At 73.1% G+C, this 26,452-nt stretch carries 20 protein-coding genes and 1 pseudogene; 13 read left to right on the top strand and 8 right to left on the bottom strand.

The window, feature by feature from the left end; all coding sequences use genetic code 11:
- Positions 1 to 3: 3 nt before the first annotated feature.
- Positions 4 to 888 carry a succinate--CoA ligase subunit alpha gene (gene sucD, locus HCJ93_RS11170; protein WP_167993691.1) on the top strand — a complete coding sequence of 295 codons (885 nt, stop codon included), beginning with the start codon at positions 4 to 6 and terminating at the stop codon, positions 886 to 888.
- Between the two features lie 157 nt (positions 889 to 1,045).
- Here sucD and HCJ93_RS11165 read toward each other — a convergent pair whose 3' ends face one another.
- Positions 1,046 to 2,215: a helix-turn-helix domain-containing protein gene (locus tag HCJ93_RS11165; protein ID WP_167993689.1), complete on the bottom strand. Its 1,170-nt coding sequence runs from the start codon at positions 2,213 to 2,215 to the stop codon at positions 1,046 to 1,048.
- Positions 2,216 to 2,320: 105 nt separating this feature from the next.
- Here HCJ93_RS11165 and HCJ93_RS11160 point away from each other — a divergent pair, with 105 nt between their 5' ends.
- Positions 2,321 to 4,267: a cell division protein PerM gene (locus tag HCJ93_RS11160; protein WP_167993687.1), complete on the top strand. Its 1,947-nt coding sequence runs from the start codon at positions 2,321 to 2,323 to the stop codon at positions 4,265 to 4,267.
- A gap of 34 nt (positions 4,268 to 4,301) precedes the next feature.
- Here HCJ93_RS11160 and HCJ93_RS11155 read toward each other — a convergent pair whose 3' ends face one another.
- The gene (locus tag HCJ93_RS11155; protein ID WP_167993685.1) at positions 4,302 to 5,072 is read right to left on the bottom strand and encodes a hypothetical protein; all 771 of its coding nucleotides are present in this window, start codon (positions 5,070 to 5,072) and stop codon (positions 4,302 to 4,304) included.
- Positions 5,073 to 5,396: 324 nt separating this feature from the next.
- On the opposite strand from HCJ93_RS11155, the gene purN reads away from it, so the two are divergent.
- Positions 5,397 to 6,011: a phosphoribosylglycinamide formyltransferase gene (gene purN, locus HCJ93_RS11150; RefSeq protein ID WP_167993683.1), complete on the top strand. Its 615-nt coding sequence runs from the start codon at positions 5,397 to 5,399 to the stop codon at positions 6,009 to 6,011.
- Complete coding sequence (purH, locus tag HCJ93_RS11145; protein WP_167993681.1) at positions 6,008 to 7,570, top strand: bifunctional phosphoribosylaminoimidazolecarboxamide formyltransferase/IMP cyclohydrolase; 1,563 nt, start codon at positions 6,008 to 6,010, stop codon at positions 7,568 to 7,570. Before purN ends, purH begins: the two co-directional genes overlap by 4 nt.
- Positions 7,571 to 7,623: 53 nt before the next feature.
- On the opposite strand, the pseudogene HCJ93_RS11140 reads toward purH, so the two are convergent.
- The 5 genes and pseudogenes from HCJ93_RS11140 to HCJ93_RS11120 all read right to left on the bottom strand — a co-directional run.
- Positions 7,624 to 7,932: pseudogene (locus HCJ93_RS11140) on the bottom strand (lysozyme family protein); the annotation flags it as partial.
- Between the two features lie 373 nt (positions 7,933 to 8,305).
- Complete coding sequence (locus HCJ93_RS11135) at positions 8,306 to 9,295, bottom strand: malate dehydrogenase (RefSeq protein WP_167993679.1); 990 nt, start codon at positions 9,293 to 9,295, stop codon at positions 8,306 to 8,308.
- A gap of 361 nt (positions 9,296 to 9,656) precedes the next feature.
- Positions 9,657 to 10,688, bottom strand: a complete 1,032-nt coding sequence (locus HCJ93_RS11130) for a helix-turn-helix domain-containing protein (RefSeq protein WP_444875654.1) — start codon at positions 10,686 to 10,688, stop codon at positions 9,657 to 9,659.
- Positions 10,689 to 11,303: 615 nt separating this feature from the next.
- A complete protein-coding gene (locus HCJ93_RS11125) occupies positions 11,304 to 11,744 on the bottom strand; it encodes a DUF3017 domain-containing protein (RefSeq protein WP_167993842.1) in 441 nt (146 codons plus the stop codon).
- A gap of 367 nt (positions 11,745 to 12,111) precedes the next feature.
- Positions 12,112 to 12,966 (bottom strand): bifunctional methylenetetrahydrofolate dehydrogenase/methenyltetrahydrofolate cyclohydrolase, encoded by an 855-nt coding sequence (locus HCJ93_RS11120; protein WP_167993675.1) that lies wholly within the window; start codon positions 12,964 to 12,966, stop codon positions 12,112 to 12,114.
- A gap of 290 nt (positions 12,967 to 13,256) precedes the next feature.
- On the opposite strand from HCJ93_RS11120, the gene HCJ93_RS11115 reads away from it, so the two are divergent.
- From HCJ93_RS11115 to HCJ93_RS11075, 9 genes are all read left to right on the top strand, one after another.
- Positions 13,257 to 13,823 (top strand): hypothetical protein, encoded by a 567-nt coding sequence (locus tag HCJ93_RS11115; RefSeq protein WP_167993673.1) that lies wholly within the window; start codon positions 13,257 to 13,259, stop codon positions 13,821 to 13,823.
- Between the two features lie 294 nt (positions 13,824 to 14,117).
- Positions 14,118 to 15,938 carry an AbeC-like domain-containing protein gene (locus HCJ93_RS11110; RefSeq protein WP_167993671.1) on the top strand — a complete coding sequence of 607 codons (1,821 nt, stop codon included), beginning with the start codon at positions 14,118 to 14,120 and terminating at the stop codon, positions 15,936 to 15,938.
- Complete coding sequence (locus HCJ93_RS11105) at positions 15,928 to 16,293, top strand: hypothetical protein (protein WP_167993669.1); 366 nt, start codon at positions 15,928 to 15,930, stop codon at positions 16,291 to 16,293. The genes HCJ93_RS11110 and HCJ93_RS11105 overlap by 11 nt, the downstream gene beginning before the upstream one ends.
- A gap of 44 nt (positions 16,294 to 16,337) precedes the next feature.
- Positions 16,338 to 17,657: a serine/threonine kinase C-terminal domain-containing protein gene (locus tag HCJ93_RS29405; RefSeq protein WP_167993667.1), complete on the top strand. Its 1,320-nt coding sequence runs from the start codon at positions 16,338 to 16,340 to the stop codon at positions 17,655 to 17,657.
- 222 nt (positions 17,658 to 17,879) lie between these two features.
- Complete coding sequence (locus HCJ93_RS11095) at positions 17,880 to 19,400, top strand: aldehyde dehydrogenase family protein (RefSeq protein WP_167993666.1); 1,521 nt, start codon at positions 17,880 to 17,882, stop codon at positions 19,398 to 19,400.
- A gap of 571 nt (positions 19,401 to 19,971) precedes the next feature.
- Positions 19,972 to 21,501: a GMC family oxidoreductase gene (locus tag HCJ93_RS11090; RefSeq protein WP_167993664.1), complete on the top strand. Its 1,530-nt coding sequence runs from the start codon at positions 19,972 to 19,974 to the stop codon at positions 21,499 to 21,501.
- Complete coding sequence (locus tag HCJ93_RS11085) at positions 21,501 to 22,664, top strand: quaternary amine ABC transporter ATP-binding protein (protein WP_240967548.1); 1,164 nt, start codon at positions 21,501 to 21,503, stop codon at positions 22,662 to 22,664. The genes HCJ93_RS11090 and HCJ93_RS11085 overlap by 1 nt, the downstream gene beginning before the upstream one ends.
- The gene (locus tag HCJ93_RS11080) at positions 22,664 to 24,613 is read left to right on the top strand and encodes an ABC transporter permease (RefSeq protein ID WP_167993662.1); all 1,950 of its coding nucleotides are present in this window, start codon (positions 22,664 to 22,666) and stop codon (positions 24,611 to 24,613) included. Before HCJ93_RS11085 ends, HCJ93_RS11080 begins: the two co-directional genes overlap by 1 nt.
- A 172-nt stretch (positions 24,614 to 24,785) precedes the next feature.
- Positions 24,786 to 25,667 (top strand): ABC transporter substrate-binding protein, encoded by an 882-nt coding sequence (locus HCJ93_RS11075; protein ID WP_240967555.1) that lies wholly within the window; start codon positions 24,786 to 24,788, stop codon positions 25,665 to 25,667.
- A 19-nt stretch (positions 25,668 to 25,686) separates the two neighbouring features.
- Here the strand turns inward: HCJ93_RS11075 and HCJ93_RS11070 are convergent, their stop codons facing one another.
- Positions 25,687 to 26,439: an isocitrate lyase/PEP mutase family protein gene (locus HCJ93_RS11070; protein WP_167993660.1), complete on the bottom strand. Its 753-nt coding sequence runs from the start codon at positions 26,437 to 26,439 to the stop codon at positions 25,687 to 25,689.
- Positions 26,440 to 26,452: the final 13 nt, after the last annotated feature.

Raw genomic sequence — 26,452 nt, 5'->3', positions numbered from 1 at the left:
ACCATGGCTATCTTCCTCACCAAGGAATCCAAGGTCATCGTCCAGGGCATGACCGGCTCCGAGGGCCAGAAGCACACCAAGCGCATGCTGGCGTCCGGCACCAACATCGTCGGCGGCGTCAACCCGCGCAAGGCGGGCACCTCGGTCGACTTCGACGGCACCGAGATCCCGGTCTTCGGGTCCGTCAAGGAGGCCATCGAGAAGACCGGTGCCGACGTCACGGTCATCTTCGTCCCGGAGAAGTTCACCAAGGACGCGGTCGTCGAGGCCATCGACGCCGAGATCCCGCTCGCGGTCGTCATCACCGAGGGCATCGCGGTGCACGACACCGCCGCCTTCTGGGCCTACGCCGGCAAGAAGGGCAACAAGACCCGCATCATCGGCCCGAACTGCCCCGGTCTGATCACCCCCGGTCAGTCGAACGCCGGCATCATCCCGGCCGACATCACCAAGCCGGGCCGCATCGGCCTGGTGTCGAAGTCCGGCACGCTGACGTACCAGATGATGTACGAGCTGCGTGACATCGGCTTCTCCACCTGCGTCGGCATCGGCGGTGACCCGATCATCGGCACCACCCACATCGACGCGCTGAAGGCCTTCCAGGACGACCCCGACACCGACCTGATCGTCATGATCGGTGAGATCGGCGGCGACGCCGAGGAGCGGGCCGCGGCCTTCATCAAGGAGAACGTGACCAAGCCGGTCGTCGGCTACGTCGCGGGCTTCACCGCGCCCGAGGGCAAGACCATGGGCCACGCCGGCGCCATCGTCTCCGGCTCCTCCGGCACCGCCCAGGCGAAGAAGGAGGCCCTCGAGGCCGCCGGCGTCAAGGTCGGCAAGACGCCGACCGAGACCGCCAAGCTGGCGCGCGAGATCCTCGCCGGCTGAGCCAGGCCGACCCTTCGTCGGACAGACGGCAGGGCCCGCCCCTCCCGGGGCGGGCCCTCCGCTTTTGCGGCCCCCTGCCTTACGGCCCCCTGCCTTACGGTCCCCTGCGCAGGGACCTACGACTCGAGCAGCCCTTCTGCTCGCACGGGCCCGGCGTTCACTCGGCTCGCGGCGCCAGCCGCTCCGGCCCGTGCAGCAGCTCCTTGCGCAGCTTGGCGCGGAGTTTGCGCTCCTTCTCCGACAGCGGCCCCGGGGCCACCCGCGGCGGCACGCCGCGGACCTTCTCGCCGGACGGCACCGGCGGCTCGTAGTGCGTGGGTGCGGTGTGCAGGGTGAGAGCCGTGGTGCCGATCAGGGCGACCGTGAACGCGATGGCGGACCGGGTCCAGAAGCGGGCGCGGCGCTCGCTGCCCGCGCGTACCTCGTCCGGCTTGGCGGCCCGCAGCCGCTCGGCCGAGGCCACCTCGGCGAGCCGTTCGTGCAGCAGTCCGGGATCGGACAGCTCCGGCAGCCGGGCGGCGACGGCCGCGCGCGCGTGCATCAGCCGGTGCGCCGCGGCGGGCGTGCTCGCCTCCGTCTCCGCGGCCGTCTCGGGCAGGTCGAGACCGACGCCGTCGTAGAGCAGCAGGGTGCGCCGCTGGGGCGGGGGCAGGCGCAGCACGGTGTCCAGCAGGATGCGGTCGGACTCGTTCGCGGGCGGGGGTTCGGGCTTGCGGTAACGGGGGCGGAAGCGGTGCCAGGGCGACAGCGCCCACTCGTGGGCCGCCGCCCGCACCCAGCCGGACGGTTCCGGGTCGCGGGCCACTTCGGGCCAGCGGTCCCAGGCCAGTTGGAAGGCCCGCTCCACCGACTCCCGGGCCAGTTCGCGACGTCCCGTCAGCAGATAGGTCTGCCGGACGAGTGCGGGCGCGCAGAAGGCGTAGAGCGCATCGAAGGCCTGAGCGGCAGTCAGATAGGGGCGGTCCGCGGCGCCGGGAGGCGTGGGCGGGGCCTGGGTGAACCCGGCGGGTTCGGGGGAGACCGTTCCCCGCCTCGTTCCGGCGTCGTGCGCCCCCGCGCCCAGACGCACCGTCACCGGTGCTGCCTGCTCGGCCTGCAGAGGCCCCTTCAGGGGGTCGCCGTCCTGCTGCTTCAGCGAGGCCAGGAGCTTCGCGTACGCCTCCCGCTTCCGGCCGCGCGGTGCCTTGCGGCCGGACTCCCAGGCGCGCATCGTCTCCTCGCGGACGCCCAGCCGGCCGGCGAGCTGAGCCTGGGTCAGCGAGGCCGCCTCGCGCAGGCGTCGGCGTTCCTTCGGTCCGGGGAGGGGGGTGTCCGGGCTCCGCTTCACCGGCCTCACCGGGTGCCCCTACGCGCGAAAATGTACATAAACGTATATTGAGCGACACTACGGCGCTTCCGCTGTTACGACGGAAAAGCGCGTGTCGTTGGGAGCATGGCGGGCGTGATCCATGCGACCGCTCGCCGCTCGACGCGTACCGCCCTGCGTGCCCGGTCGGCCGGGCACGGCTCCGACCTGCTCACCCGGCTGCGCGACCGCCGCCCCGGACTGGCCGCCGGCCTGCTCGGCGGCGCCCTCGCCGCGGTGCTGGGACTGGCCGCCCTCGCCGTACCGGTGATGCTGCTGTGGATCAGCTCGCCCTACCCCGACAGCGGTCCCGACGGCGCCCTGCACATCGCGGCCGCACTGTGGCTGCTCGCGCACGGCGCGGACCTCGTGCGCACCGACACCCTCGTCGGCCCGCCCGCTCCGATGGGCGTCCCGCCGCTGCTGCTGCTCGCCCTGCCGGCGTGGCTGCTGCACCGTGCGGCCCGCGACGCCACCGAGGGCGGAGCGGGTGCCGCCGAGGACGCGCCGCTGGTCCCCGGACGCATCGCGGGCGCCGGCGTCGTCCTCGGCTATCTGGCCGTCGCCGCCCCGGCCGCGCTGTTCGCGGCGGACGGCATGCTCCGGCCGGACTGGGTGTCCACCGCGGTGTGCGTGCCGCTGGTCGCCGTGGCGGCCACGGGCGCGGGCGTGTGGACGGCGTACGGCCGGCCGAGCGGGCCGCTGGAGCAGGCGGTGGCGCTGGTGCTGCCGAGGGACGTACGGCATCTGGTGCTGAGCGCCGAGGGGCGGCCTGGCGTGTCCGCACGGGCCGCCGCGACCGCTGCCGCACTGCTGCTGTGCGGCGGGGGGCTGCTGCTCGTGGGCTCGCTGATCTGGCACGGCGGGCAGACCCAGGGGGCTCTGCTGGGGCTGACGGAGGGCTGGTCGGGGCGGTTCGCGGTGCTGCTGCTGGCCGTGGCGCTGCTGCCGAACGCCCTGGTGTGGGCGGCGGCCTACGCCCTCGGGCCCGGCTTCCTCCTCGGCACCGGGGCACAGGTGACCCCGCTGTCCGCCGCGCCGGCGCCGCTGCTGCCGCCGTTCCCGCTGCTGGCGGCGGTCCCGGAGGCGGGGGCCGGGTCGCCGTTGACCTGGGCGGTGGCGGCGGTGCCGCTGGTGGCCGGGGTGGCGGCCGGGCGGATCGTGGGGCGGGCGGCGGTGGAGGCCGCCCTGGACTGGCCGGGACTGCCCGCCGCGATGGCCGCCTGGACGCGCGGCCGGACCACCGGTGCCGCCGCGCTGGCGGCACTGCTGTGCGCGTCCGTGCTGGCCGGGCTCGCCGCGCTGGCAGGCGGCCCACTGGGGCCGGGGGCGCTGTCCGGCTTCGGCCCGGTGTGGTGGCAGGCGGGCACGGCGGCGCTGGCCTGGATCGGCCTGACCTCCACCGCGACGGCCCACCTGGTGCGCAGGCGGGGCATCCGCGCCCTGGACGCCGAGCGGACGCGGGTCAGGAGGGCGAGGGCCGAGGCACAGGGACGCACACCGCGGACCACGGCATCGCGGATCGGTGCACCCCGCGAGGAGGCACCCCGGTCCACGGAGCCGGGGACGGGCGAGAACAGCGGTCCCGCGGAGGACGGAAGCGGTCCCCGGCGCCGCTGGTTCTCCCGGAAGCGGGACAGGGCCGCGGGTGACCGCGCCGGCCGGAGCGACGAGGCGTCGTACGCCTCCCGGATCTTCCGCCCGGACGGGGCGGGCGACCTCTACCTGCCGCTCGGGCAGGCCGCCGGTCCCGCCGCACCGTTCGACCCGGCGGCCGACGCCGCCTCACCGTCCGACCGGGCCGGCCTCCCCGCGGTGCCCGCGGAGCGTGCCCCGGCCGACGACAGCGACGGCCATGACGACCACGGCGACCGCTACGACGCCCTGCGCTCCACCGCCGCCGAGACACTGGTACCGGCGCCGCCCGCCGAGGAACCCGCCCCCGCCGACTCCGTTCCGGGGCCGGAGTCCGGGAGTCCACCGGGCACTCCCTCGGCGCATCCCCGGGACGACGACCCGTGGAGCAGCCCCTAGAGCACCCCTGCCGGGCCGGTGCCCTGGTGTTCCCTCAGCCGTTCTCCCCGAGCACCCCGCGCAGTTCCTCCGGCAGCAGGTCCCGGCAGGACTCCTTGGCCGACTGGGTCAGCGCATCGTTGGTGCAGGTGTAGTAGTCGCTGTAGATCAGCTGGGCCGCGAAGGTCGTGGCCACCAGGGCGAGCGCGAGGGACCCGGTGACCAGGCCGCTCACCGCCGCCGTGGTCTGCGGGCGCCCGGTCTGCTCGGGGGCCTGGCTGTCCGGGCCGGTGCGCGGCTTGGCGCGCAGCGAGCTGATGCCCCAGTACAGGGCGAACGCGCCCAGCAGCAGCGCGATGTACGGCCAGCTGAACAGGGCGAAGAAGAAGCCCCACATGCCGGCCAGCAGGGCGAAGCGGGCCCGGCGCTGGGCCGGGTCCGTCGGGTCCCAGCGCGGGCCCGGCCGCTGCGGGCCGCCCTCCGGGCGGGGACGCTCGCCGAAGCCGCCGGGGGAGCGGCCGGGCTGCCGGTCGCTCCAGTTGCGGCCCCAGGGGGAACGGCCCCCGTCGCCGCGTGAGCCCTCGTCCTGGCCGGACGGATGGCGCGGCTGCCACGGGCGGTCGGGCGTGCCCTCCGGGGGCGGAGCGAACGGGTTGTCCTCCTGGCTGCCGCTGCTCTGTCCCGCGCCGCTTCCGCGGTCCGGGGAGGCGTCGGGCGCGTCGGGCGGCGAGGTGGGGCGCTCCCGCAGCAGCACGAGGCTGCGCTCTCCTCCTCGCACCGACTGCTGAGGGAGCGTGAGCAGTCGCAGGCTGCGGTCCGGCTTCAAGTGAGCGTCTTCCCCTTGGTGAATCGTCGGTGGATCGATCGGCGGCACGTGACGTGCGGGTACGACTGGTGAACGAGCGGCTCACGAGCGGCGTTCCCGGACCCCTCGCCGGTCCGTTCCCCGGTCCGGTGCCCCTCCGCCGTCAGCCGGTTCCCGGCCGTCCCGCTCTGACGCTACCTGGCGGTGATGCCCCCGTCCCGTGGGGGATGCCCGGTGTGCCGGTATCGTTGCTGACGGTCGGCCGCTTCGTAGGCTTCCCCGTATCCGAGGGTCCGAAGCATTCGTACGACCCTACAAAGACGCTTTCCGAGAAAGGGCTCCACCGTGGCCAAGCGCCTCGTCGTGCTGGTCTCCGGCTCCGGCACCAACCTCCAGGCGCTCCTCGACGAGATCGCCGCCACTGGCGCCGAGACGTACGGGGCCAGGATCGTGGCCGTCGGCGCGGACCGCGAGGGCATCGAAGGGCTGGCCCGTGCCGAGCGGGCCGGGCTGCCGACCTTCGTGTGCAAGGTGAAGGACTATCCGTCCCGCGAGGAGTGGGACGCCGCGCTCACCGAGGCTGTCGCCGCGTACGAGCCCGACCTGGTGGTCTCCGCCGGGTTCATGAAGATCGTGGGCAAGGAGTTCCTGGCACGCTTCGGCGGGCGGTTCATCAACACCCACCCCGCCCTCCTGCCCAGTTTTCCCGGCGCCCACGGTGTCCGCGACGCGCTCGCGTACGGCGCCAAGGTCACCGGCTGCACCGTCCACTTCGTCGACGACGGCGTCGACACCGGGCCGATCATCGCGCAGGGCGTGGTGGAGGTCAGGGACGAGGACGACGAGAGCGCTCTGCACGAGCGCATCAAGGAAGTCGAGCGCAGGCTGCTCGTCGAGGTCGTGGGGCGGCTCGCCCGCAACGGCTATCGCATTGAGGGACGAAAGGTAGTTATCCAGTGACCGCCGAGAGCAACAAGCGGGCCATCCGACGGGCGCTCGTCAGCGTCTACGACAAGACGGGCCTGGAGGACCTCGCCCGCGGCCTGCACGAGGCCGGCGTCGAGCTGGTCTCCACCGGCTCCACGGCCGCGAAGATCGCCGCCGCCGGTGTCCCGGTCACCAAGGTCGAGGAGCTGACCGGCTTCCCCGAGTGCCTGGACGGCCGCGTCAAGACGCTGCACCCCAAGGTCCACGCGGGCATCCTCGCCGACCTGCGCCTCGCCGACCACCAGCAGCAGCTGAAGGACCTCGGTGTCGAGCCGTTCGACCTGGTCGTCGTCAACCTCTACCCGTTCCGGGAGACCGTCGCCTCCGGCGCCACGCCCGACGAGTGCGTGGAGCAGATCGACATCGGCGGCCCCTCGATGGTGCGCGCCGCCGCCAAGAACCATCCCTCGGTCGCCGTCGTCACCAGCCCCGCCCGCTACGCCGACGTGCTCACCGCGGTCCGCGAGGGCGGCTTCGACCTGGCCACCCGCAAGCGGCTCGCCGCCGAGGCCTTCCAGCACACCGCCGCCTACGACGTGGCCGTCGCGAGCTGGTTCGCCTCCGACTACGCCCCGGCCGACGACTCGCGGTTCCCCGACTTCCTCGGCGCCACCTGGGAGCGCAAGAACACCCTGCGCTACGGCGAGAACCCGCACCAGCCCGCCGCACTGTACGTCTCCGGCAGCGGCGGCCTCGCCGAGGCGGAGCAGCTGCACGGCAAGGAGATGTCCTACAACAACTACACGGACACCGACGCCGCGCTGCGCGCCGCCTACGACCACGCCGAACCGGCCGTCGCCATCATCAAGCACGCCAACCCGTGCGGCATCGCCATCGGCGCGGACGTCGCCGAGGCGCATCGCAAGGCGCACGCCTGCGACCCGCTGTCCGCGTTCGGCGGGGTGATCGCGGTCAACCGCCCGGTGACCAAGGAGATGGCCGAGCAGGTCGCGGAGATCTTCACCGAGGTCATCGCCGCCCCCGGCTACGAGGACGGCGCCCTGGAGGCGCTCACCAAGAAGAAGAACATCCGCGTGCTGCGCATCGCCGGCGCCCCCTCCTCCCCGGTCGAGCTGAAGCTGATCGACGGCGGCGCGCTGCTCCAGGTCACCGACCGGCTCCAGGCCGAGGGCGACGACCCGGCCAACTGGACGCTGGCGACCGGCGAGGCGCTGAACGAGGCGGAGCTGGCCGAGCTGGCCTTCGCCTGGAAGGCCTGCCGTGCGGTGAAGTCCAACGCCATCCTGCTCGCCAAGGACGGCGCCTCGGTCGGCGTCGGAATGGGCCAGGTCAACCGCGTCGACTCCGCGAGGCTGGCGGTGGAGCGGGCCGGCGCCGAGCGCGCCCGGGGCTCCTACGCCGCGTCCGACGCGTTCTTCCCCTTCCCGGACGGCCTGGAGATCCTCACCGCGGCCGGTGTGAAGGCCGTGGTCCAGCCCGGCGGTTCGGTGCGCGACGAGCTGGTGGTCGAGGCCGCGAAGAAGGCGGGCGTGACCATGTACTTCACCGGCACCCGCCACTTCTTCCACTGAGCCGGTCCGCCGGCCGGTGCCACCGTTCCGGTGCCCCGGCCGGTGACCGGGCCTCAGGAACGCCCCGGCGGTGTGTACTCCTTCAGGTAGTACGCGATGCGCTCGGCGTAGTCGCGGTACTTGGGCGGCACACCGCCGGCCTCGTTCACCTTGCGGTAGGAGGTGCGGTAGGCGGCGGCCAGCAGCACCCGCTTGTCGCCGGGCAGGCCGGTGTCCAGCCGGGGCGCGATCCAGCACAGGTAGCGGCCCATCGCCGGAATGGACTCGGCGGGCGGGAACGGCGGTTCGGGGACGGTCGCACCGGGCGTGCCGTCCGCGTTCATCCACCAGCGCAGCACCCTCGGCGTCCAGCGGGCGATGCCGGAACCTCCCAGACGCCGATCCGGTACCCCTTGGGCACCGGCACGGCGAAGGTCTCCGTCACTCTGCGTCCCCCGCGGTCGGCGGGGCCACGACGACGATGCAGAACAAGGTGCGTCTCCCCGTTCCTGACGACTACCCGGATCCAGATTAGGGCGAGGCACCGGGGCCGGGCCCGCCACGAGAGGGTGAGACACCGGCTCGTGACCGGATTGGCGAGAAACGCTCACGTTCCGGCGGGCCGTGGGGAGTTTGCTGCCGGACGGCGACGCGTCGCGGCGCACGACACGCGACGGGCCCCGTACCGGCCAAGCCGGTACGGGGCCCGTTCCGCAAGCGCGGAGTGCGCGGAGTGCGCGTGGGATCAGATCCGGATCAGATGAGGCCCAGGCTGCGGACCGCCTCGCGCTCCTCCTCGAGCTCCTTGACGGAGGCGTCGATGCGGGCGCGCGAGAAGTCGTTGATCTCCAGGCCCTGGACGATCTCGTACTTGCCGTCCTTGCAGGTGACCGGGAAGGAGGAGATCAGGCCCTCCGGGACGCCGTAGGAGCCGTCCGACGGGATGCCCATGGACACCCAGTCACCCTCGGGCGTGCCGTTGACCCAGGAGTAGATGTGGTCGATGGCGGCGTTGGCCGCGGAGGCGGCGGAGGACGCGCCCCGGGCCTCGATGATCGCGGCGCCGCGCTTGGCGACGGTCGGGATGAAGTCCTCGGCCAGCCACTTCTCGTCGTTGACGACCTCGGCGGCGTTCTTGCCGGCGACCGTGGCGTGGAAGATGTCCGGGTACTGGGTGGCGGAGTGGTTGCCCCAGATCGTCAGCTTCTTGATCTCGGAGACCGGGACGCCGGTCTTCTTCGACAGCTGGGTCAGGGCGCGGTTGTGGTCGAGGCGGGTCATCGCGGTGAACCGCTCGGCCGGTACGTCCGGCGCGGCGGCCTGGGCGATCAGGGCGTTGGTGTTGGCCGGGTTGCCGACCACCAGGACGCGGACGTCGTCCGCGGCGTGGTCGTTGATGGCCTTGCCCTGCGGCTTGAAGATGCCGCCGTTGGCCTCGAGGAGGTCGCCGCGCTCCATGCCCTTGGTGCGCGGGCGGGCGCCGACCAGCAGGGCCACGTTGGCACCGTCGAAGGCGACGTTCGGGTCGTCGGTGATGTCGATGCCCTGGAGCAGCGGGAACGCGCAGTCGTCCAGCTCCATGGCCGTGCCCTCGGCCGCCTTCAGGGCCGGGGTGATCTCCAGCAGACGCAGCTTGACCGGCACGTCCGCGCCGAGCAGCTGGCCGGAGGCGATGCGGAAGAGCAGGGCGTAACCGATCTGGCCGGCCGCGCCGGTGACGGTGACGTTCACGGGAGTGCGGGTCATGGCGTTCTCCGTATGACAGCTGGCGGTGGGGCGTCCCTGCCCCGCTACGTTTGATCGATCTCTTGGTATCAAGAGATCCATCCAGCGGTCAGGCTATCGCGCATCCGGGACGGCGGATGTCCGGGCTCCCTGTGGCCCGCCCCACAGAGTGACGCGGCGCTACCCGGCCGGGCGCACGAAGAGGCGGCCGCCCGTCCGGGAGAGGGGGACAGTGGCGGTCGCCGTCGGGGACCGACCGAGCCGGACTCCCGTGGGGGTACTGTTCGCGTGCCCGTCCTGCGGACGGCCATTCCTGTCCTCACCGATTCCGTACGGATCCGCCGGCACGTGTTCCGCCGGTACGCGTTCCGGCCGGCGGCCCTCACTGCCCGTCCGTGCAGCCCTCCTCGCCGGAGGCGAGCACCGCGCACGCCTTGGCCTCGGCCTCGCTCTTCACCGCCACCATCGGGGTGTACGTCACCGTGTCACCGGCCTCGGTGATGGTGTCGCTCTGCTTGGTCCCGCCCGCGGTGATCTCGACCGTGTCGCCGGTCGTGGCCTGGGTGATGCGGCCCCAGGCGGCGCCGCAGGTCTCGCTGTAGCGGACCTCGACCGTGGTGGTGCCGACGGTCGCCGTCTGCGCGGTGGTCACCAGGTCGCCGCTGCAGCCCATGGCCTCGGCGTCCTTGCCGGCGCAGCTGTCGCCGCTGCACTTCACGCCGGCCGGCAGGTTGGCCTCGGTGGTGGCGGTGGGCGACGGGGTCGGGTCGCCGCCGGCGTTCTTCTCCTCGCCGGTCTCGGTCACGTAGAAGGCGGCGGCGATCACCACGAGGACGCCCACGGCGCCGGCCAGGAAGGTCCCGGTGCGCCGCTTGCCCTGGCCGCCGGAGCGGCTCTGCCCGCCCGAGCGGGGCGGCACGGCGGGCCCGCGGCCGTCGGGCCGCTGCGGGCCGCCGGCGCCCGGGTGACCGCCGGAGACGCCCCAGGCGTTGCCGGCGTCCGTGGTGCCGGGCTGCGCCACGCCGGCCGGTCCTGCGACGCCCGCACGGGAACCGGAGTCCTTGCGCGACTTGCCCCCGCTCGGCGGCGGGGCCAGCTCGCTGAGCGCGGCACGCGCCTGCGAGATCCGGATCGCCTCCATGGTCATGTCGTGGCGCATCTCCGAGCGGCTCCAGGCGCGCTCGGCGAGTTCCCACATGGTCGTCAGATGCACCGGGTTCGTCCCGGTGACCTCGGCCAGAGCCACGATCGCGCCCTTCGGTGCGAGCAGCCGTCCGTTGAGATACCGCTCCCAGGACGTCTTGCTGTAGCCCGTGCGGTCCGACACGGACGCGATGCTCAGGCCGCTGCGGTCCACCACCCGCCTGAGCTGGCTCGTGAACTCTCTGATCTGCGGATCGAGATCATCCGGCAAGGCCTTCCAACGAGGCATTGCTTCCCCCCTCTTCCCCCCGGTTCGTGCTGTTTCGTTCCTCGCGCATGGTGCCCTTGGCCGAGTCCTCGTTCTGGTCACCCACAGGGATGCCGCCCGTAAGGATCTCAGTTCCCGGGGTGGGGGCGCACGGGAGCGTCAGGGCTGCGGGCGCGCACCGTCGCGCGTCCTCTCGCGTGGACACCAGTGTCCCACCGCTCTCCCCTTCCGCCGAACGCTGCCCGGCGCATCTGCGTGGGACGTCCCGGACCATCCCGAATGTCCACGCTAGCTCCGCCGTCGGACGGCTTCGGGGCAAATTCGCGAACTTGTCAATACATCGACACACGGCAACCACATGTACGAACACGTAAGAACACGGTCGTCCCACTCATCCCGCGTGACGAAGATCTTGGGTCTGTCCGCGGATTCCGGGGGACGTACCGGAACGGTCACTTCCGTGCCACAGCCGCCGGACAGCCGTTGAACAGGCACTTCGCCGCGCGGGAGGGTTGTTGTCGGCGGCGGCCCGTCCTTTCACGGGGGTGAGGACGGGTCGCCGTCCCGTCCGCCGGCGGTCCGGTCCCGTCGACGGGACCGGACGGCCCGGGGGCCGGGTCAGTTGCTGACCGTGAAGTGCAGCATGTCCTTCAGGAACGGCAGCTCCAGCCGCGGGTTCGGCTGCATCATCAGGGCGAGCAGCACGATCGCCGTCCCCAGCACGCCGTACGTGAGGATGTCGGTGAAGCGGGAGCGCACGGCGAGCATCCCCACGTCCGGCACCAGCCAGCGCAGCACCGCACCGGCCACCAGGGCGGCGCCGACCAGCAGCGTGCCCCAGCGGAACGCGTCCAGCGCGGTCAGCAGCAGGCCGAGCCCCACCGTGAGCAGCACCGCGAGGATCGGCCACTGCCGGGCGGGCGCCGGCGCGTCACCGGGCGCCGCACGGCCGCCGCCCTCGGGGCGGGCGGTGTCCCGGGTGAACAGCGGGAAACGGCGCGTGGTGCGCCGCGGCGTGACCTCGGCGTCGGGCGCACTCACGGGGTCGCGGACGGTGATGTCGTCCTCCTCGGGACGCGTCTCGTCCTCGGGACCCTTTCCGCCGGGGCCCTCGGGTCGGTTTCCGCCGGGACCCTCGGGTCCCTTTCCGCCGGCTCCGGTGCGGGGCTCGTCCCCGGACGACGGCCCGTCGCCCCCGGTGCGGCCCCCGTCCCCGGACCGCTCGCCGTCGGCGACGCGGCCCCGGTCACCCTCGGCCCGGGACGCGCTGTCGGTCCGGGGCTCGCCCCCGGTGCGGGCCTCGTCCGCGGGCCGCGTCACGCCGCCATGGGTGCGGGCCTCGTCCCCGCGCCGCCTCTCGCCGCCCTCGGCACGGGGGGCGTCCTCGGTGCGTGTGGGGGTCTCCCCGGTGCGCGGGGTCTCCTGCTCAGCCGGCACTGCGCTCCGCCGCCTCGACCACGTTGACGAGCAGCTGGGCCCGGGTCATCGGGCCGACACCGCCCGGGTTGGGGGAGATCCAGCCGGCCACCTCGGCCACGTCGGGGTGGACGTCGCCGACGATCTTGCCGTCGGCGCTGCGCGAGACGCCGACATCCAGCACGGCCGCGCCGGGCTTGACGTCCTCGGGGCGGATCAGGTGGGCGCTGCCCGCGGCCGCGATGATGATGTCCGCGCGCCTCAGGTGGGCGGACAGATCGCGGGTGCCGGTGTGGCACTGGGTCACGGTGGCGTTCTCGCTGCGCCGGGTCAGCAGCAGCGGCATCGGGCGGCCGATGGTCACCCCGCGGCCGACGACCACGACCTCGGCGCCCTTGATCTCGATGCCGTAGCGGCGCAGCAGGGTCAGCACGCCGTTCGGGGTGCAGGGCAGGGGGGCGGGCTCGTTGAGCACCAGCCGGCCCAGGTTCATGGGGTGCAGCCCGTCGGCGTCCTTGTCCGGGTCCATCAGCTCCAGGATCCGGTTCTCGTCGATGCCCCTGGGCAGCGGCAGCTGGACGATGTAACCGGTGCAGGCGGGGTCCTCGTTGAGCTCCCGCACGACCGCCTCGATCTCCTCCTGCGTGGCCGTGGCGGGCAGCTCGCGCTGGATGGAGGCGATGCCGACCTGGGCGCAGTCGCGGTGCTTTCCGGCGACGTACTTCTGGCTGCCGGGGTCGTCGCCGACGAGGATCGTGCCGAGGCCGGGCGTGACGCCCTTCTCCTTCAGCGCCGCCACGCGGGCGGTCAGATCGGACTTGATCGCGGCTGCGGTGGCCTTGCCATCGAGAATCTGGGCGGTCATGGCCCCATCCTCGCGGATGACCGGTGCCCGGTTCCAATCAGCCCGCGTCAGGAGGGGCCGTGATGTCCGCGACTGCGGCGGCGATCACGTTCCGCCCGTATCCGACCAAGATCAGTGATGTTGCACTTGCACAACACATGCGGAATGCGACTGGACAAGCGAGAGACCGGTCAAGAACGATGATGCGCGCAGTGCCGCGGGCAGCACGGGGGGACGTACCGCATCTGTAGCTTCCTCCGAGCCGTGGCTCGCGCCGTCCCCGCACCTAGCGCAACGGAGGAACATCCGCCATGAGTTTCGGCGACCCGAACAACCCCTACGGGCAGCCGCCGCAGCAGCCCGGTCAGCCCGTACAGCCCGGCCAGCCCGGTTACGGCTACCCCGCCGCTCCGCCGGTGCAGCAGCCGTACGGCGGGGGGTACGTCCCCACGCAGATGCCGGGCATCACGCGCGCCGCGCGGATCATGCTCGCGATCGTGGCCGCGGCCCACCTCCTCATCGCGGTGCTCTACGGCTACCAGCTGTCCAAGTGGGACGAGACGATGGCCGAGGCCGGCATATCGGGCGACTCCGACCTGCAGCAGTTCGCCGACGTCGGCAAGGGCGTCGTGGTGTTCCTGACGGGTCTGGCGGCGGTCTTCGCGGTGCTCGGCCTGGTGCTGCTCCTGCAGTACGCCAAGGGTGGCAACGGCGTCCGCGTCTGCTCGATCGTCTACGGCTCGTTCGCGATCGTCACCGGCATCTTCACCCTGGCCGCCTTCGGTCTCGGGCTGATCATCTTGGTGGTGGCGATCCTGCTGATCGTCTTCGCCTCGAAGCGCGCGAGCGCCGAGTGGTTCAGGCGGCCGCGCTACTGAGCCGCCGCGCCGAAGCGCAGTTCTGAAGGGGCCCCGCAGCCGCACCAGCCGGCCGGGGCCCCTTCAGTCGCTCCCGGTCGTTCTCCCAGTGCTTCTTCTCCCAGTGCTTCTTCTCCGGTCGTTCCGCGTAGGCGGGCGGCAGCCGGTGCCGCACGACCTATGGCCAAAGATTGACGCACCTCACATAGGTGAAGCCTTGACATTATGCGTCCCGGCGCTCTCACGGCTCCTCTATGCTGATGCCCCTTCAGACCGTCCGTCGCCTACGACACTTGCGCATCGGGGGACTCGGAGTTGAGCACCGGATTCGTTCCGCAGCAACCGCACCATGCCGACAGCCCCCACTCCGCGGGCGCCCCGCAGCCTTCCGAACTGCCGCCCGACCCACCGCACGCCAGCGAGGCGACCCGGCTGCTGTGCGCGGGGACGTATCTCGACCCCGCCTACCGCGACCGGGTGATCGACGAGCTGTATGTGAACCAGCAGCGCTTCGTGGCGCCCTCGCTGGGCTTCGATGCCGCCCGTGTCCTGGCGCACGCCCTGCGCGCCCGCCACCTCGAGCTGCTGTGGGCCGCCGCGATCCTCGGGTTATGGGTGGTCGGCCTGCCGCTGAGCGGCTGGCTGCTGGTCGGTCTGCTCTGGCCCAGCCTGCTCATCGCCCTGGTGCCCTGGATCCGCGACCGCGGCCCCGGCCCGCAGGTGTTCCGGACGGCCTGCGCGTTCCTCGCCCGCTGGTGCGGCCGCCTGCTGTTCGCCTTCGGCCTGTACCTCATCGCGAACGTGGCCGCCGGGCAGGACCTCCAGAGCGACTCCGACGACCCGGCCGACTCGGGCGAGCCCGGCTCGCCGTACGCCTCGTACGACCCGTACGCCTCTTCCGGCTCCGGGGAGTCCGACGACTCCGGGCTCTCCGGCGCGGGAGACGCCCTGGGCTCGTTCGCCGGGCTGGGCGGCGACGAGGTGGAGACCTGGCACGGCTGGCTCGCCCTCGCCGTCTTCGCGCTCATCGCGCTCTGCGAGGCGGCACGGCGCGGCCAGTTCGCCCGGGTCCTCTCCGCTGAACTCTCCCCGCAGCGGTTCCCCGACGTGGCGAACGACCCCGCCGAGCACGGCGAAGGCGCGCGCTTCCGGCGGCTGCGGGACCTCATCCGGCGGGAGCAGCACGCCCCGCTGATCATGTACGACGAGGCCGCTCCGTTCCGTGGGGCGGGGGAGCCGTACGACACCTGGGTGCTCACGGTCGAACTCCGGCCGGACGCGGCGAAGAAACAGCAGCCGATCAACAACCGGGCGATCCTGGAGCGGATCCGGCCCATGCTCGAACAGCTGCGCGTCCCCGCTCCGCACGCGGGCACGTCCGTGCGCGACCGGCTGCGGCGGCTGGAGATCGACGAGTGCGTCTTCCTGCCGGTCGAGGGACTGACCTCGCGCGACCAGGCGCCCTACGACCCCGGCAGTTTCGAGCAGCACCGGCAGCGGTCGGTGGAGGAGGGCGGCGAGAAGCGGCGCCACTTCCTGCGGGTGCGGGTCGGCGGCTGGGAGGAGGAGCTGGTCGTCACCGTCCACGTCCGCATCCACACCCAGGGACGGATGCTGGTCCTCGAGGTCGCCCCGCACGTCCTGACGCCGGTGGACCCGGAGTTCAAGAACGCGGACCGGATCGCGCACCGGTTCCGCACCAGCAGCGGTCTCGGCAAGGCCGTCGCCGCGCTGCTGCTGGTGCCCGGGTCGGCCGGGCGGGCACTGGTCACGCTCGCCCGGGGCGCCGGTCACGCCTGGCGGCTGCTGATGGGCGATCAGGCCCGGGCGCTGCCGGAGGGTCCCGCCCTCTCCGTGCGGGAGGTGGCCGCGGTCCAGACGGGGTCCACGTTCCAGGAGATGGACGTGGCCCGGTATCTGCGCGGTGTGCAGGAGCGCATCGGGCGAGGGGTGCGGCTCGCCCTGGCCGAGGCCGGCTACGAGACCGGCGAGTTCGTGCAGAAGATCGTCAATGTCAGCAACGGCGCCGTGCACATCGACCGGGTCGAGGGGTCCACCTTCGCCATCGGCGAGCACGCCAGCGCCACCAGTGGCGGCCCCGGGCCGCAGAAGGGAACCGTGAGCCATGGCACATGAGGAGCCGGCCGTCCGGATCGGGGACGTCTCGGGCAGCACCTTCGCCATCGGCAGCCACGCCCGCGCGGTCAGCCACCAGCAGGGCGGCGGGGCGGCACCGCGCGACGAGGCCGCCGAGGAACTGCTGCGGGCGGTGCGCGAACTGCGGGCGGATCTGGCCGGCGGCCGGATGCTGCAGACCGATCAGACCGCGGAACTCGACGCGGCGCTCGCCGAGACGGAGGATGAGATCAACCGCACGGGGTCGGCCGGGCCGAGCCGGCTGCAGAGACTCCGGGACCTCCTCGCGGACGCCCAGGCCCTCACCGCGCTGCTCGCCTCCGCGGGAACCGTGGCGGGCCTGCTCGGCATGTGAGGTGGGGGAGACCACCGTGAGGTGAGCGAGGCAAGGGGGGACGCATGGGCACGGGCACCGGACCGCTCTACTGGAACGAGGAGAACCAGCGCTGGGAGGACGCCGGGGGCGCAACGGCCGGGACCGGCGCGGACACCGGTGCGGAGGGCCCGACGCCCCAGGACCCGGCACCGGCTGCCGAGGACCGTTCCGCGGGCGCCGGTGCCGCCGGTCCGGTGCAGTGGCCCCCGGCCGCGGGGGAACCGGCGTCGGCGGACGACGGCGGTGGCACGGCCGGCGCCGGTGAGGGCGGAGACCCGGCCGCATCCGGAGCCGAAGCCGAATCCGGTTCCGGTTCCGGTGGTGACCCGGCAGGCTCCGGCGGCGTGGGCTCGGCGAGGTCACGGGACGAGCAGCCGTCCGCGGGCACCGCTCCCGCGCCTTCGGCGCCCCCCGGCCCCGCCCCGGCCGGGCTCCCCGACCCCGCGCACTACGCGCCCACGCTCACCGGGATCCAGAGACCGGGTGCCGCCGCGGCACCGCCTCCGCCCCCGGCTCCCACGCCGCCGCCCTGGCAGGTATCCGGGGTGTCCCTCGGGACCGGTCAGGTACCCGGCGTGCCCGAGCCGGTGCGCCCCGGGCGGAACACCGGGCGGATCTGGGGGGTCGTGGGAGGTGCCGCAGCGGTCGGGGTGATCGTGGGGCTGGTCGTCACGCTGGTCGTGAAGAACGGCGACGGGACCAAGGACGGTGCCGGCGGCGGCCACGCCTCGGTCGCCGCGACCGCTTCCCGGACGCCGGGCGCGGCCGGTGAGGGCGGGCAGCAGGACTCCGGCGGGGAGCAGCCGCCCCCCGGTTCGCCGTCCGCGTCGTCCTCCGTCCTGGACAGCGGGGAGCGTGACAGGGAGCTTCCCACCGGATACGAGTCCTACGCCGATCCCGAGGGCTTCACCATCGCCCGCCCCACGGGCTGGACCCGCACCACGGTGCCCTCCAAGCACGGCTTCGACGTGGTGAACTACCGCAGCCCGGGCGGCGACCGCCGCATCCAGGTCTTCGAGGTGCTGGAGCCGTCGCCGCAGTCCTCGCACGAGGAGTTCCTCTCCGCACGGGTGGCCAAGGCGCCCGGGTTCACCGAGCTGTCCCGGGAGGATCTGAACGACGGGGACGTCACCGGATCGCGCCTCGAGTACCTGGCCGACTCGTTCAAGGGCGAGCCGGACGTCGGCACCTGGCACGTCGTCGACCAGCGCTTCGAGGCCGCCGACGGGAAGGTGTACGCCGTCGCGGTCTACGGTGCCGACGCCGACGGCCGGGAGGACGAGCGGGAGCTGCTGCGGACGGCGCTGAGCGCGTTCTGCCCGCCGTACACCACCTGCGGCTGAGCCGGACGGAAGGCAGGGCAGAGGGATCGCCGCACGCTTCGTCACCGCCCGCTTACAGCGCGGGTGTTTGAGTGGGCGATGTCCGAATCGTCCGTGACGCTGCGCACGTTCGGCGCCGATGACGCATGCATTGCGGGCCGGGGGGCAGAAGCACCCGGTCCCGTAGGCGAACACCGGTGTGTTCCGCGGGCGCTGAACAGGAACGGAAGGCAGTAACCGATCATGGCGGACAGTACCCAACTCCAGGCGCGCGACACCATCCACGCGGGGGGCGAGTGGCGAGCGGCCGTCTCGGGGGCCACCCGCGAGATCCTCGACCCCGCGGACGCGCAGCCGTTCGCCGTGGTCGCGGAGGGCGACGAGAAGGACACCGATGTGGCGGTGGCCGCCGCGCGGCGCGCCTTCGACGAGGGGCCGTGGCCGCACACGCCCGCCGCCGAACGGGCCGCGCTGCTGCGCCGCGTCGCGGATCTCCTGGTGCGGGACCGGGAGGAGCTGGGCCTGCTGGAGAGCAGGGACGCCGGCAAGACCGTCGAAGAAGGGCGCATCGACATCGACTGTGTCGCCGAAGCCTTCCGCTACTTCGCCGACCTGATCGCGGCGGAGGCGCCCGGCCGGGTCGTCGACGCGGGGTCGGACGACATCCACAGCGTCGTCGTCCACGAGCCGGTCGGCGTCTGCGCGATGATCACGCCCTGGAACTACCCGCTGCTCCAGGCCAGCTGGAAGATCGCTCCGGCGCTCGCCGCGGGCAACACCTTCGTCATCAAGCCCAGTGAGATCACCCCGCTGACCACCGTCGCGCTCATCGGCCTGCTGGTCGAGGCCGGACTGCCGGCCGGGGTGGCCAACATCGTCACCGGGCCCGGCCACACCGTCGGCGCGCGGCTCGCCGAGCACCCCGACGTCGACCTGGTCTCCTTCACCGGCGGGCTGGTCAGCGGCGTCAAGGTCGCCCAGGCCGCCGCGCCGACCGTGAAGAAGGTCGCCCTCGAACTGGGCGGCAAGAACCCCAACGTCGTGTTCGCCGACGCCTGCGCCACCGAGGAGGGCTTCGACACCGCCGTCGACCAGGCCCTCAACGCCGCGTTCATCCACAGCGGCCAGGTGTGCTCGGCGGGCTCGCGGCTGATCGTCGAGGAGTCGGTGCGCGAGCGGTTCGTCGCCGAACTCGCCCGCCGGGCCGAGCGGATCAGGCTCGGCCGCGGCACCGAGGAGGGTGTCGAGTGCGGGCCGCTGGTCTCCGAGCAGCAGCGCGCGAAGGTGGAGGACTACGTGGCCTCGGCGCTCGCCGAGGGCGCGGTGCTGCGCACCGGCGGCAGGCGCCCCGAGCCGTCCGCCGAACGGCCCGCGAGCGGGTACTTCTACGAGCCGACCGTGCTCGACCGCTGCCACCGTGAGATGCGGGTGGTGCGGGAGGAGGTCTTCGGGCCGGTCCTCACCGTCGAGACCTTCCGCACCGAGGACGAGGCGGTCGCGCTCGCCAACGACACCGAGTACGGGCTGGCCGGCGCGGTGTGGACCAGCGACCCGGGCCGCGCCCGGCGGGTGGCCGCACGGCTGCGGCACGGCACGGTCTGGATCAACGACTTCCACCCCTACCTCCCGCAGGCGGAGTGGGGCGGCTTCGGCAAGAGCGGCGTGGGCCGCGAGCTGGGCCCGGCCGGGCTCGCCGAGTACCGCGAGACCAAGCATGTGTACCAGAACCTGGCTCCCAAGCCGGTGCGCTGGTTCGCGGGCTGAGCGGCGAGGGCCGGGGCAGGGAGCGCCGGGAGAGTGCCGGACGTGCGGTGCCCGGAACGCGCGGCGCGGGACCACGCGTCCCGTCCCGCCGGCGAAGTGATCTCGTGTCAGGAGTGCCCGAGTCCGGCGAGCGCGCGTCTGGTGCCGGTGAGTCCGCGGCGGACGCCGGCCGATCCGGGCCGGCGCCGCCCCCGGCGCGGACGGCGCGCGGAGACCGCCCCCCGCCGGGACGGCCCCGGGCGGCGGGCCCTTTCCGCGGCGGGCGCCGTGCCGCGGTACCGCGTCGCGGACCGGTGGCCGTGACGAACGCCGCGCCGCGCCATCCTTCGCCTCGCGAGCCGGCGCAGACAGGACGTGCGTCCGGTGAGACCCCGGCCGCGGGCCGGCCGTCGAAGGATTGCCGGCGCCGTTCCGCCGCGGCAGCACATGCGCCGCCGGTGCCGGTCGCCGCGCCGCCCGCCCTCCTCCCGCGCGTCACTCGCGCGACACAGCCCCGAGAACGCCCGAACAGCCAGCCCCGTCAGATTCATCCATCCATCCGGATTTCCACATCCCCGAAGGAGAACCGTTCATGCCCGAGCACACGCGGGAGTTCGACTACGTCGTCGTCGGCGGCGGCACCGCAGGTTCGGTGATCGCCTCCCGGCTCACCGAGAACCCGGACGTCACGGTCGCCGTCATCGAGGGCGGGCCCAGCGACGTCGGCCGGGACGACGTGCTGACGCTGCGCCGGTGGATGGGCCTGCTCGGTGGCGAGCTGGACTACGACTACCCGACCACCGAGCAGCCGCGCGGCAACTCGCACATCCGGCACAGCCGCGCCCGCGTCCTCGGCGGCTGCTCCTCGCACAACACGCTCATCGCGTTCAAGCCGCTGCCGTCCGACTGGGACGAGTGGGAGCAGGCCGGTGCGCAGGGCTGGGGCGCGGTGCAGATGGAGGCCTACTACGCCCGCCTGAAGAACAACATCGTCCCGGTCGACGAGAAGGACCGGAACGCCATCGCCCGTGACTTCGTGGACGCCGCGCAGGCCGCGCTCGGCGTGCCGCGCATCGAGGGCTTCAACAAGAAGCCGTTCAACGAGGGCGTCGGCTTCTTCGACCTGGCCTACCACCCGGAGAACAACAAGCGTTCCTCGGCCTCGGTGGCGTATCTGCACCCGGTCATGGACGAGCGGGCCAACCTCACGATCATGCTGGAGACCTGGGCGTACAAGCTCCAGCTGAACGGCACCCGCGCCGAGGGCGTCCATGTGCGCACCAAGGACGGCGAGGAGATCCTGGTGCGCGCCCGCAACGAGGTCGTGGTGTGCGCCGGCGCCGTCGACTCGCCCCGGCTGCTGCTGCACTCGGGCATCGGGCCCCGCAAGGACCTGGAGGAGCTCGGCATCCCCGTGGTGCACGACCTGCCCGGCGTCGGTGAGAACCTGCTCGACCACCCCGAGTCGGTGATCGTCTGGGAGACGCACGGGCCCATTCCGGAGAACTCCGCGATGGACTCCGACGCCGGTCTGTTCGTGCGCCGCGACCCCGAGCACGCGGGCCCGGACCTGATGTTCCACTTCTACCAGATCCCGTTCACCGACAACCCGGAGCGACTGGGCTACCAGCGGCCCGAGTTCGGCGTCTCCATGACCCCGAACATCCCCAAGCCGAAGAGCCGCGGCCGTCTCTACCTGACCAGCGCCGACCCCGAGGTCAAGCCGGCCCTGGACTTCCGGTACTTCACCGACGAGGACGACTACGACGGCCGCACCCTGGTCGACGGCATCCGCATCGCCCGGGAGATCGCCAAGACCGAGCCGCTGGCCGGCTGGCTGAAGCGCGAGGTGGCGCCCGGCCCGCACATCACCGGTGACGAGGAGCTCAGCGAGTACGCCCGCAAGGTCGCCCACACCGTCTACCACCCGGCGGGCACCTGCAAGATGGGCGCCGCCACCGACGAACTCGCCGTCGTCGATCCCGAGCTGCGCATCCGCGGCCTCGAGGGCATCCGCATCGCCGACGCCTCCGTCTTCCCGACCATGACCGCCGTGAACCCGATGATCGGCGTGCTGATGGTCGGCGAGCGCGCCGCCGATCTGATCGGCGGTGACGCCTGATGGGTACCGCCGCACCGACCGCGGACAACGGTCCGAAGAACGCCGGCACCGACACCGGGAACGCGGACGGCACGGGCGGCGCCGGGGCCGCCGTCCCCGTGTTCTCCGTCGAAGGGCTGTGGAAGGTCTTCGGGCCGAAGGCCGACCGGATACCCGGCGACGCCGAGCTGACCGCGCTCGACCAGGCCGAGCTGCGCCGGCGCACCGGCTGCACGGCCGCCGTCCGGGACGTCTCCTTCGACGTCCGCAAGGGCGAGGTCTTCGTCGTCATGGGCCTGTCCGGCTCCGGCAAGTCCACCCTGGTCCGCTGCCTGACCCGGCTCATCGAGCCGACCGCGGGGACCATCGCCATCGACGGCGAGGACGTACGCGCCATGGACGGGGCCCGGCTGCGCGAGCTGCGCCGGCACCGCGCCGCCATGGTCTTCCAGCACTTCGGGCTGCTGCCGCACCGCACCGTTCTGGACAACGTGGCCTACGGCCTGGAGATCCAGGGCGTCGGGAAGACCGAGCGGCGCGCCAGAGCCGCCGAGGTCGTCGCCAAGGTCGGCCTGGAAGGCATGGAGCAGCGCAGACCCGCCCAGCTGTCCGGCGGCCAGCGCCAGCGCGTCGGCCTGGCCCGCGCCCTCGCCGTCGACCCCGAGGTCCTGCTGTTCGACGAGCCGTTCAGCGCGCTGGACCCGCTGATCCGGCGGGACATGCAGGAGGAGGTGATCCGGCTGCACCGCGACGAGGGCCGCACCATGGTCTTCATCACCCACGACCTCCAGGAGGCCCTGAAGCTGGGCGACCGCATCGCCCTGATGCGGGACGGCCGGGTCGTGCAGCTCGGCACGCCCGAGGAGATCGTGGCCTCGCCCGCCGACGACTACGTCCGCGAGTTCGTCCGCGACGTCCCGCGCGAGCAGGTCATCACCGTCCGCACCGCCATGCGCCCCGCCGGGTCGGCCGAGGAGGCGGCGAACGGGCCGGCGGTGCGCCCGGACGCCACCGTGGCCGAGGCCATCGAGGCCGTGGCCCGTGCGGGCGGGCCGGCCCGGGTGATGGACCAGGGCCGCTGCCTGGGCGTGGTCGACGCGCCCGCGCTGCTGGCCGTGGTGGCCGGTACGGCGGGCGCGGCGGACGGCCCCGCCGCCGGTGCCGTGAACGAGGAGCCGGTGTGATGGCGACGATCACCGCGACCGCACAGAAGAGCTCCCCGCCGGGCATCCTGGCCGGCGCCGCCGTGCGCAAGCTGCTCGTGCTGGCCCTCCTCGCCGCCGTCCTGGTGCCGTTCGCGGTGACCCGCTGGTCGAGCGGCGCCTGGCCGGAGGCGCTCACCGTGGACGTCTCCGGACCGCTCGCCGACGTCAGCGACTGGATCATCGACAACCGGGACTCCCACCCCCTCTTCCTCTACTTCCTCGGCCACGTCAGCAACGTCGTCGTCATCGCCGTACGCGCCGTCTACCTCGCCCTCCTCGCCGTCGGCTGGGCGGGGGTGACGGCGGTGGCCGCACTGGTCGCCTGGCGGGTCGCCGGCGTCCGGCTGGCCCTGGGCACGGCGGTGGCGTTCCTCGTCTGCGGCCTGCTCGGCATGTGGGTGCCGACGATGCAGACGCTCGCGCTGATGGTCGTCGCGGTGGCCGCGTCGGTCCTGGTCGGCGCGCTGCTCGGCCTGGCCGCGGGGCTGTCCGACCGGATGGAGCGGCTGCTGCGCCCGGTCCTGGACACCATGCAGGTGCTGCCGGCCTTCGCCTATCTGCTCCCCGTGGTGCTGGTCTTCGGCATCGGCGTCCCGGCCGCCGTCCTCGCCACCGTCATCTACGCCGCGCCGCCCATGGCCCGGCTGACCTCGCTCGGGCTGCGCGGCGCCGACAAGGAGGTGCTGGAGGCGGTCGAGTCGCTCGGCTCCACCGCACGCCAGCGCCTGCTGACCGCCCGCATCCCGCTCGCCCGCAAGGAACTCCTGCTCGGGATCAATCAGACGATCATGATGGCCCTCTCGATGGCCGTGATCGCCTCCGTCATCGGCGCCGGCGGCCTCGGCGACCGCGTCTACCAGGCGCTCGCCTCGGTCGACGTGGGCGCCGCGCTCGCGGCCGGAGTGCCGATCGTGCTGCTCGCCGTGGTCCTCGACCGGGTGACCGGCGCGGCCGGCGCACGCCTCGGGCAGGCGCCCGCCCCCAACTCCCGCGCGCTGTGGTCGGCGGCGCTGGCCGCCGCGGCCGTGGTCGCCGTCGCCGGACGGCTCGCGGGCCGGCTGGAGTGGCCCGTGAACTGGGTCGTCGGCATCGCCGATCCGGTCAACCGGGCGGTCGACTGGATGACCGCCCACCTGTACACGGGCGTGCCCGTGGTCGGCGGCACCGCCGACTGGGCGGGCCGCTTCACCACCTGGGTGCTGGATCCGCTGCGCGACGGACTGCAGTGGCTGCCGTGGTGGTCGGTGCTGCTCACCGTCGCGGCGCTGGCCTGGCTCATCGGCACCTGGCGCACCGCGCTGACCGCCGTGCTCGCCATGGCCGCCATCGGGGTGCTCGGCGTGTGGGACCAGTCCCTCGACACGCTCTCCCAGGTCCTCGCCGCCGTCGCCGTCACGCTGGTGATCGGCTTCGCCACCGGCATCGCCGCGGCCCGCAGCGACCGCGTCGAGCGGCTGCTGCGTCCGGTCCTGGACGTGTTCCAGACGATGCCGCAGTTCGTGTACTTGATCCCGGTCGTCGCCCTCTTCGGGGTGGGGCGCGCCCCTGCGGTCGCCGCCGCCATCGTCTACGCGCTGCCCGCCGTGGTGCGCATCACCGCCCAGGGGCTGCGCCGGGTCGACCCGGCCGCCCTGGAGTCGGCCCGCTCGCTCGGTGCGACCAGCGCCCAGCAACTGCGTCAGGTCCAGCTGCCGCTGGCCCGCCGGGCGCTGCTGCTCGCCGTGAACCAGGGCGTGGTGCTGGTCCTCGCCGTCGTCATCATCGGCGGCCTGGTGGGCGGCGGAGCGCTCGGCTACGACGTCGTCTTCGGGCTCGCCCAGGGCGACCTGGCGACCGGCCTGGTGGCCGGGGCCGCGATCGTCTGCCTGGGCCTGATGCTCGACCGGGTGACCCAGCCCACCGAACGCCGCGCCAAGAAGGGAGCGTGACATGCGGATGTCCCGTGTCTCCCGGGTGTCCCGGATGCTCCGGGCCGGTACCACCGGCCCGCACCGGACACGCCCGCCCCGTACCCGCACGGGCCGGACGCGTCCGAAGCGCGCGGCGGCCGGTGCCGGTGCGCTGCTCCTTCTGACGCTGACCGGCTGCGGCGCCGCCGACATGACCAAGCAGGCGTCGCCGTTCGCCAACGCCCAGGGCGCCCGGACGGTCACCCTGTCCGTGCAGTCCTGGGTCGGCGCGCAGGCCAATGTCGCCGTCGCCCAGTACCTGCTGGAGCACGAACTCGGCTACCGCGTCGACACCGTGCAGGTCGACGAGGTGCCCGCCTGGGACGCGCTCAGCCAGGGCCGGGTCGACGCCATCCTGGAGGACTGGGGCCACCCCGACCAGGAGCAGCGCTACGTCGAGGACAAGAAGACCATCGCCCGCGGCGGCGACCTCGGCGTCACCGGGCACATCGGCTGGTTCGTCCCCACGTACTTCGCCGAGCAGCACCCGGACGTCACCGACTGGAAGAACCTCAACAAGTACGCCGACCAGTTCCGCACCCCGGAGAGCGGCGGCAAGGGCCAGCTCCTGGACGGCTCACCGTCCTATGTCACCAACGACAAGGCGCTGGTGAAGAACCTGAAGCTGGACTACAAGGTGGTCTTCGCCGGCTCCGAGGCGGCGCAGATCACCCAGATCAAGCAGTTCGCCAAGCAGAAGAAGCCCTTCCTGACCTACTGGTACACCCCCCAGTGGCTCACCGAGCAGGTGCCCATGACGGAGGTGAAGCTGCCGCCGTACAAGGAGGGCTGCGACGCCGACCCGGCCAAGGTCGCCTGCGCCTATCCGCACACCCCGCTGCAGAAGTACCTGAACGCGGACTTCGCCGAGAAGGGCGGGAAGGCGGCGGACTTCCTGAAGAAGTTCAAGTGGACGACCGAGGACCAGAACGAGGTCGCCCTGATGATCGCCGACCAGAAGCTGACCCCGCGTCAGGCGGCGAAGAAGTGGGTGGACAGCCACGAGTCCACCTGGCGCTCCTGGCTGCCCTGACCCCTGGGGCGTCCGGGCTTCAGGCGCTCGGGGCCTTCAGCTGAGCGGCGATGCCGCGCAGAGCCTCGGCGGCACGCCGCTGCAGGCCCGGCCCGAAGGTGACGCGCGTGGCCCCGAGTTCACCGAGTTCGGTGGGCGAGGGGCCCGCGCCCACCAGGGCGTGCACATTCAGCGGCCCATGGATGCCGGACCGCAGCAGCGGCAGCACGGAGACGGGGGCGCCGATCGGATAGACACAGTCGGCGCCCGCCGCCCCGTACAACGCCGCCCGCTCGATGGCCTGTTCGGACAGCTGCTCGACGGGAGTCCCGGCGTCGCCGGTGCCGTGCAGGAAGATGTCGATGCGGGCGTAGACGAACAGCGCCTCGCCCGCCGCGGCCCGCACCTCGGCCAGCCAGTCGGCGTGCGCCTGCGGGTCCTTGAGCACCCCGTGCTCGGAGTCCTCCAGGTTGCAGCCCACCGCGCCCGCTTCCAGCAGCCGCTCCACCAGCTCCTTCGGCTCCAGCCCGTACCCGCCCTCGACATCCGCCGACACGGGGACGTCCACGGCCCGCGCGATCCGCGCCACCGCGGCGAACATCTCCTCCGCCGGGGTCTGCCCGTCCCGGTAGCCGAGCGAGGCGGCCACGCCCGCGCTGGGCGTGGCGAGCGCCGGGAACCCCGCCTCGGCGAACACCCGGGCGGCGGCCGCGTCCCAGGGGCCGGGCAGCACCAGCGGGTCGCCGGGCGCCCGGTGGTGATGCAGCGCCCGGAAGGCACGGGCTCTGCTCATGACCTCGTTCCCC

This window comes from Streptomyces composti, assembly GCF_012034205.1.
Classification (GTDB): Bacteria; Actinomycetota; Actinomycetes; order Streptomycetales; family Streptomycetaceae; genus Streptomyces; species Streptomyces composti.
Note: the sequence above shows the minus strand (reverse complement) of the source record. Positions and strands in the feature narration are given on the sequence as shown.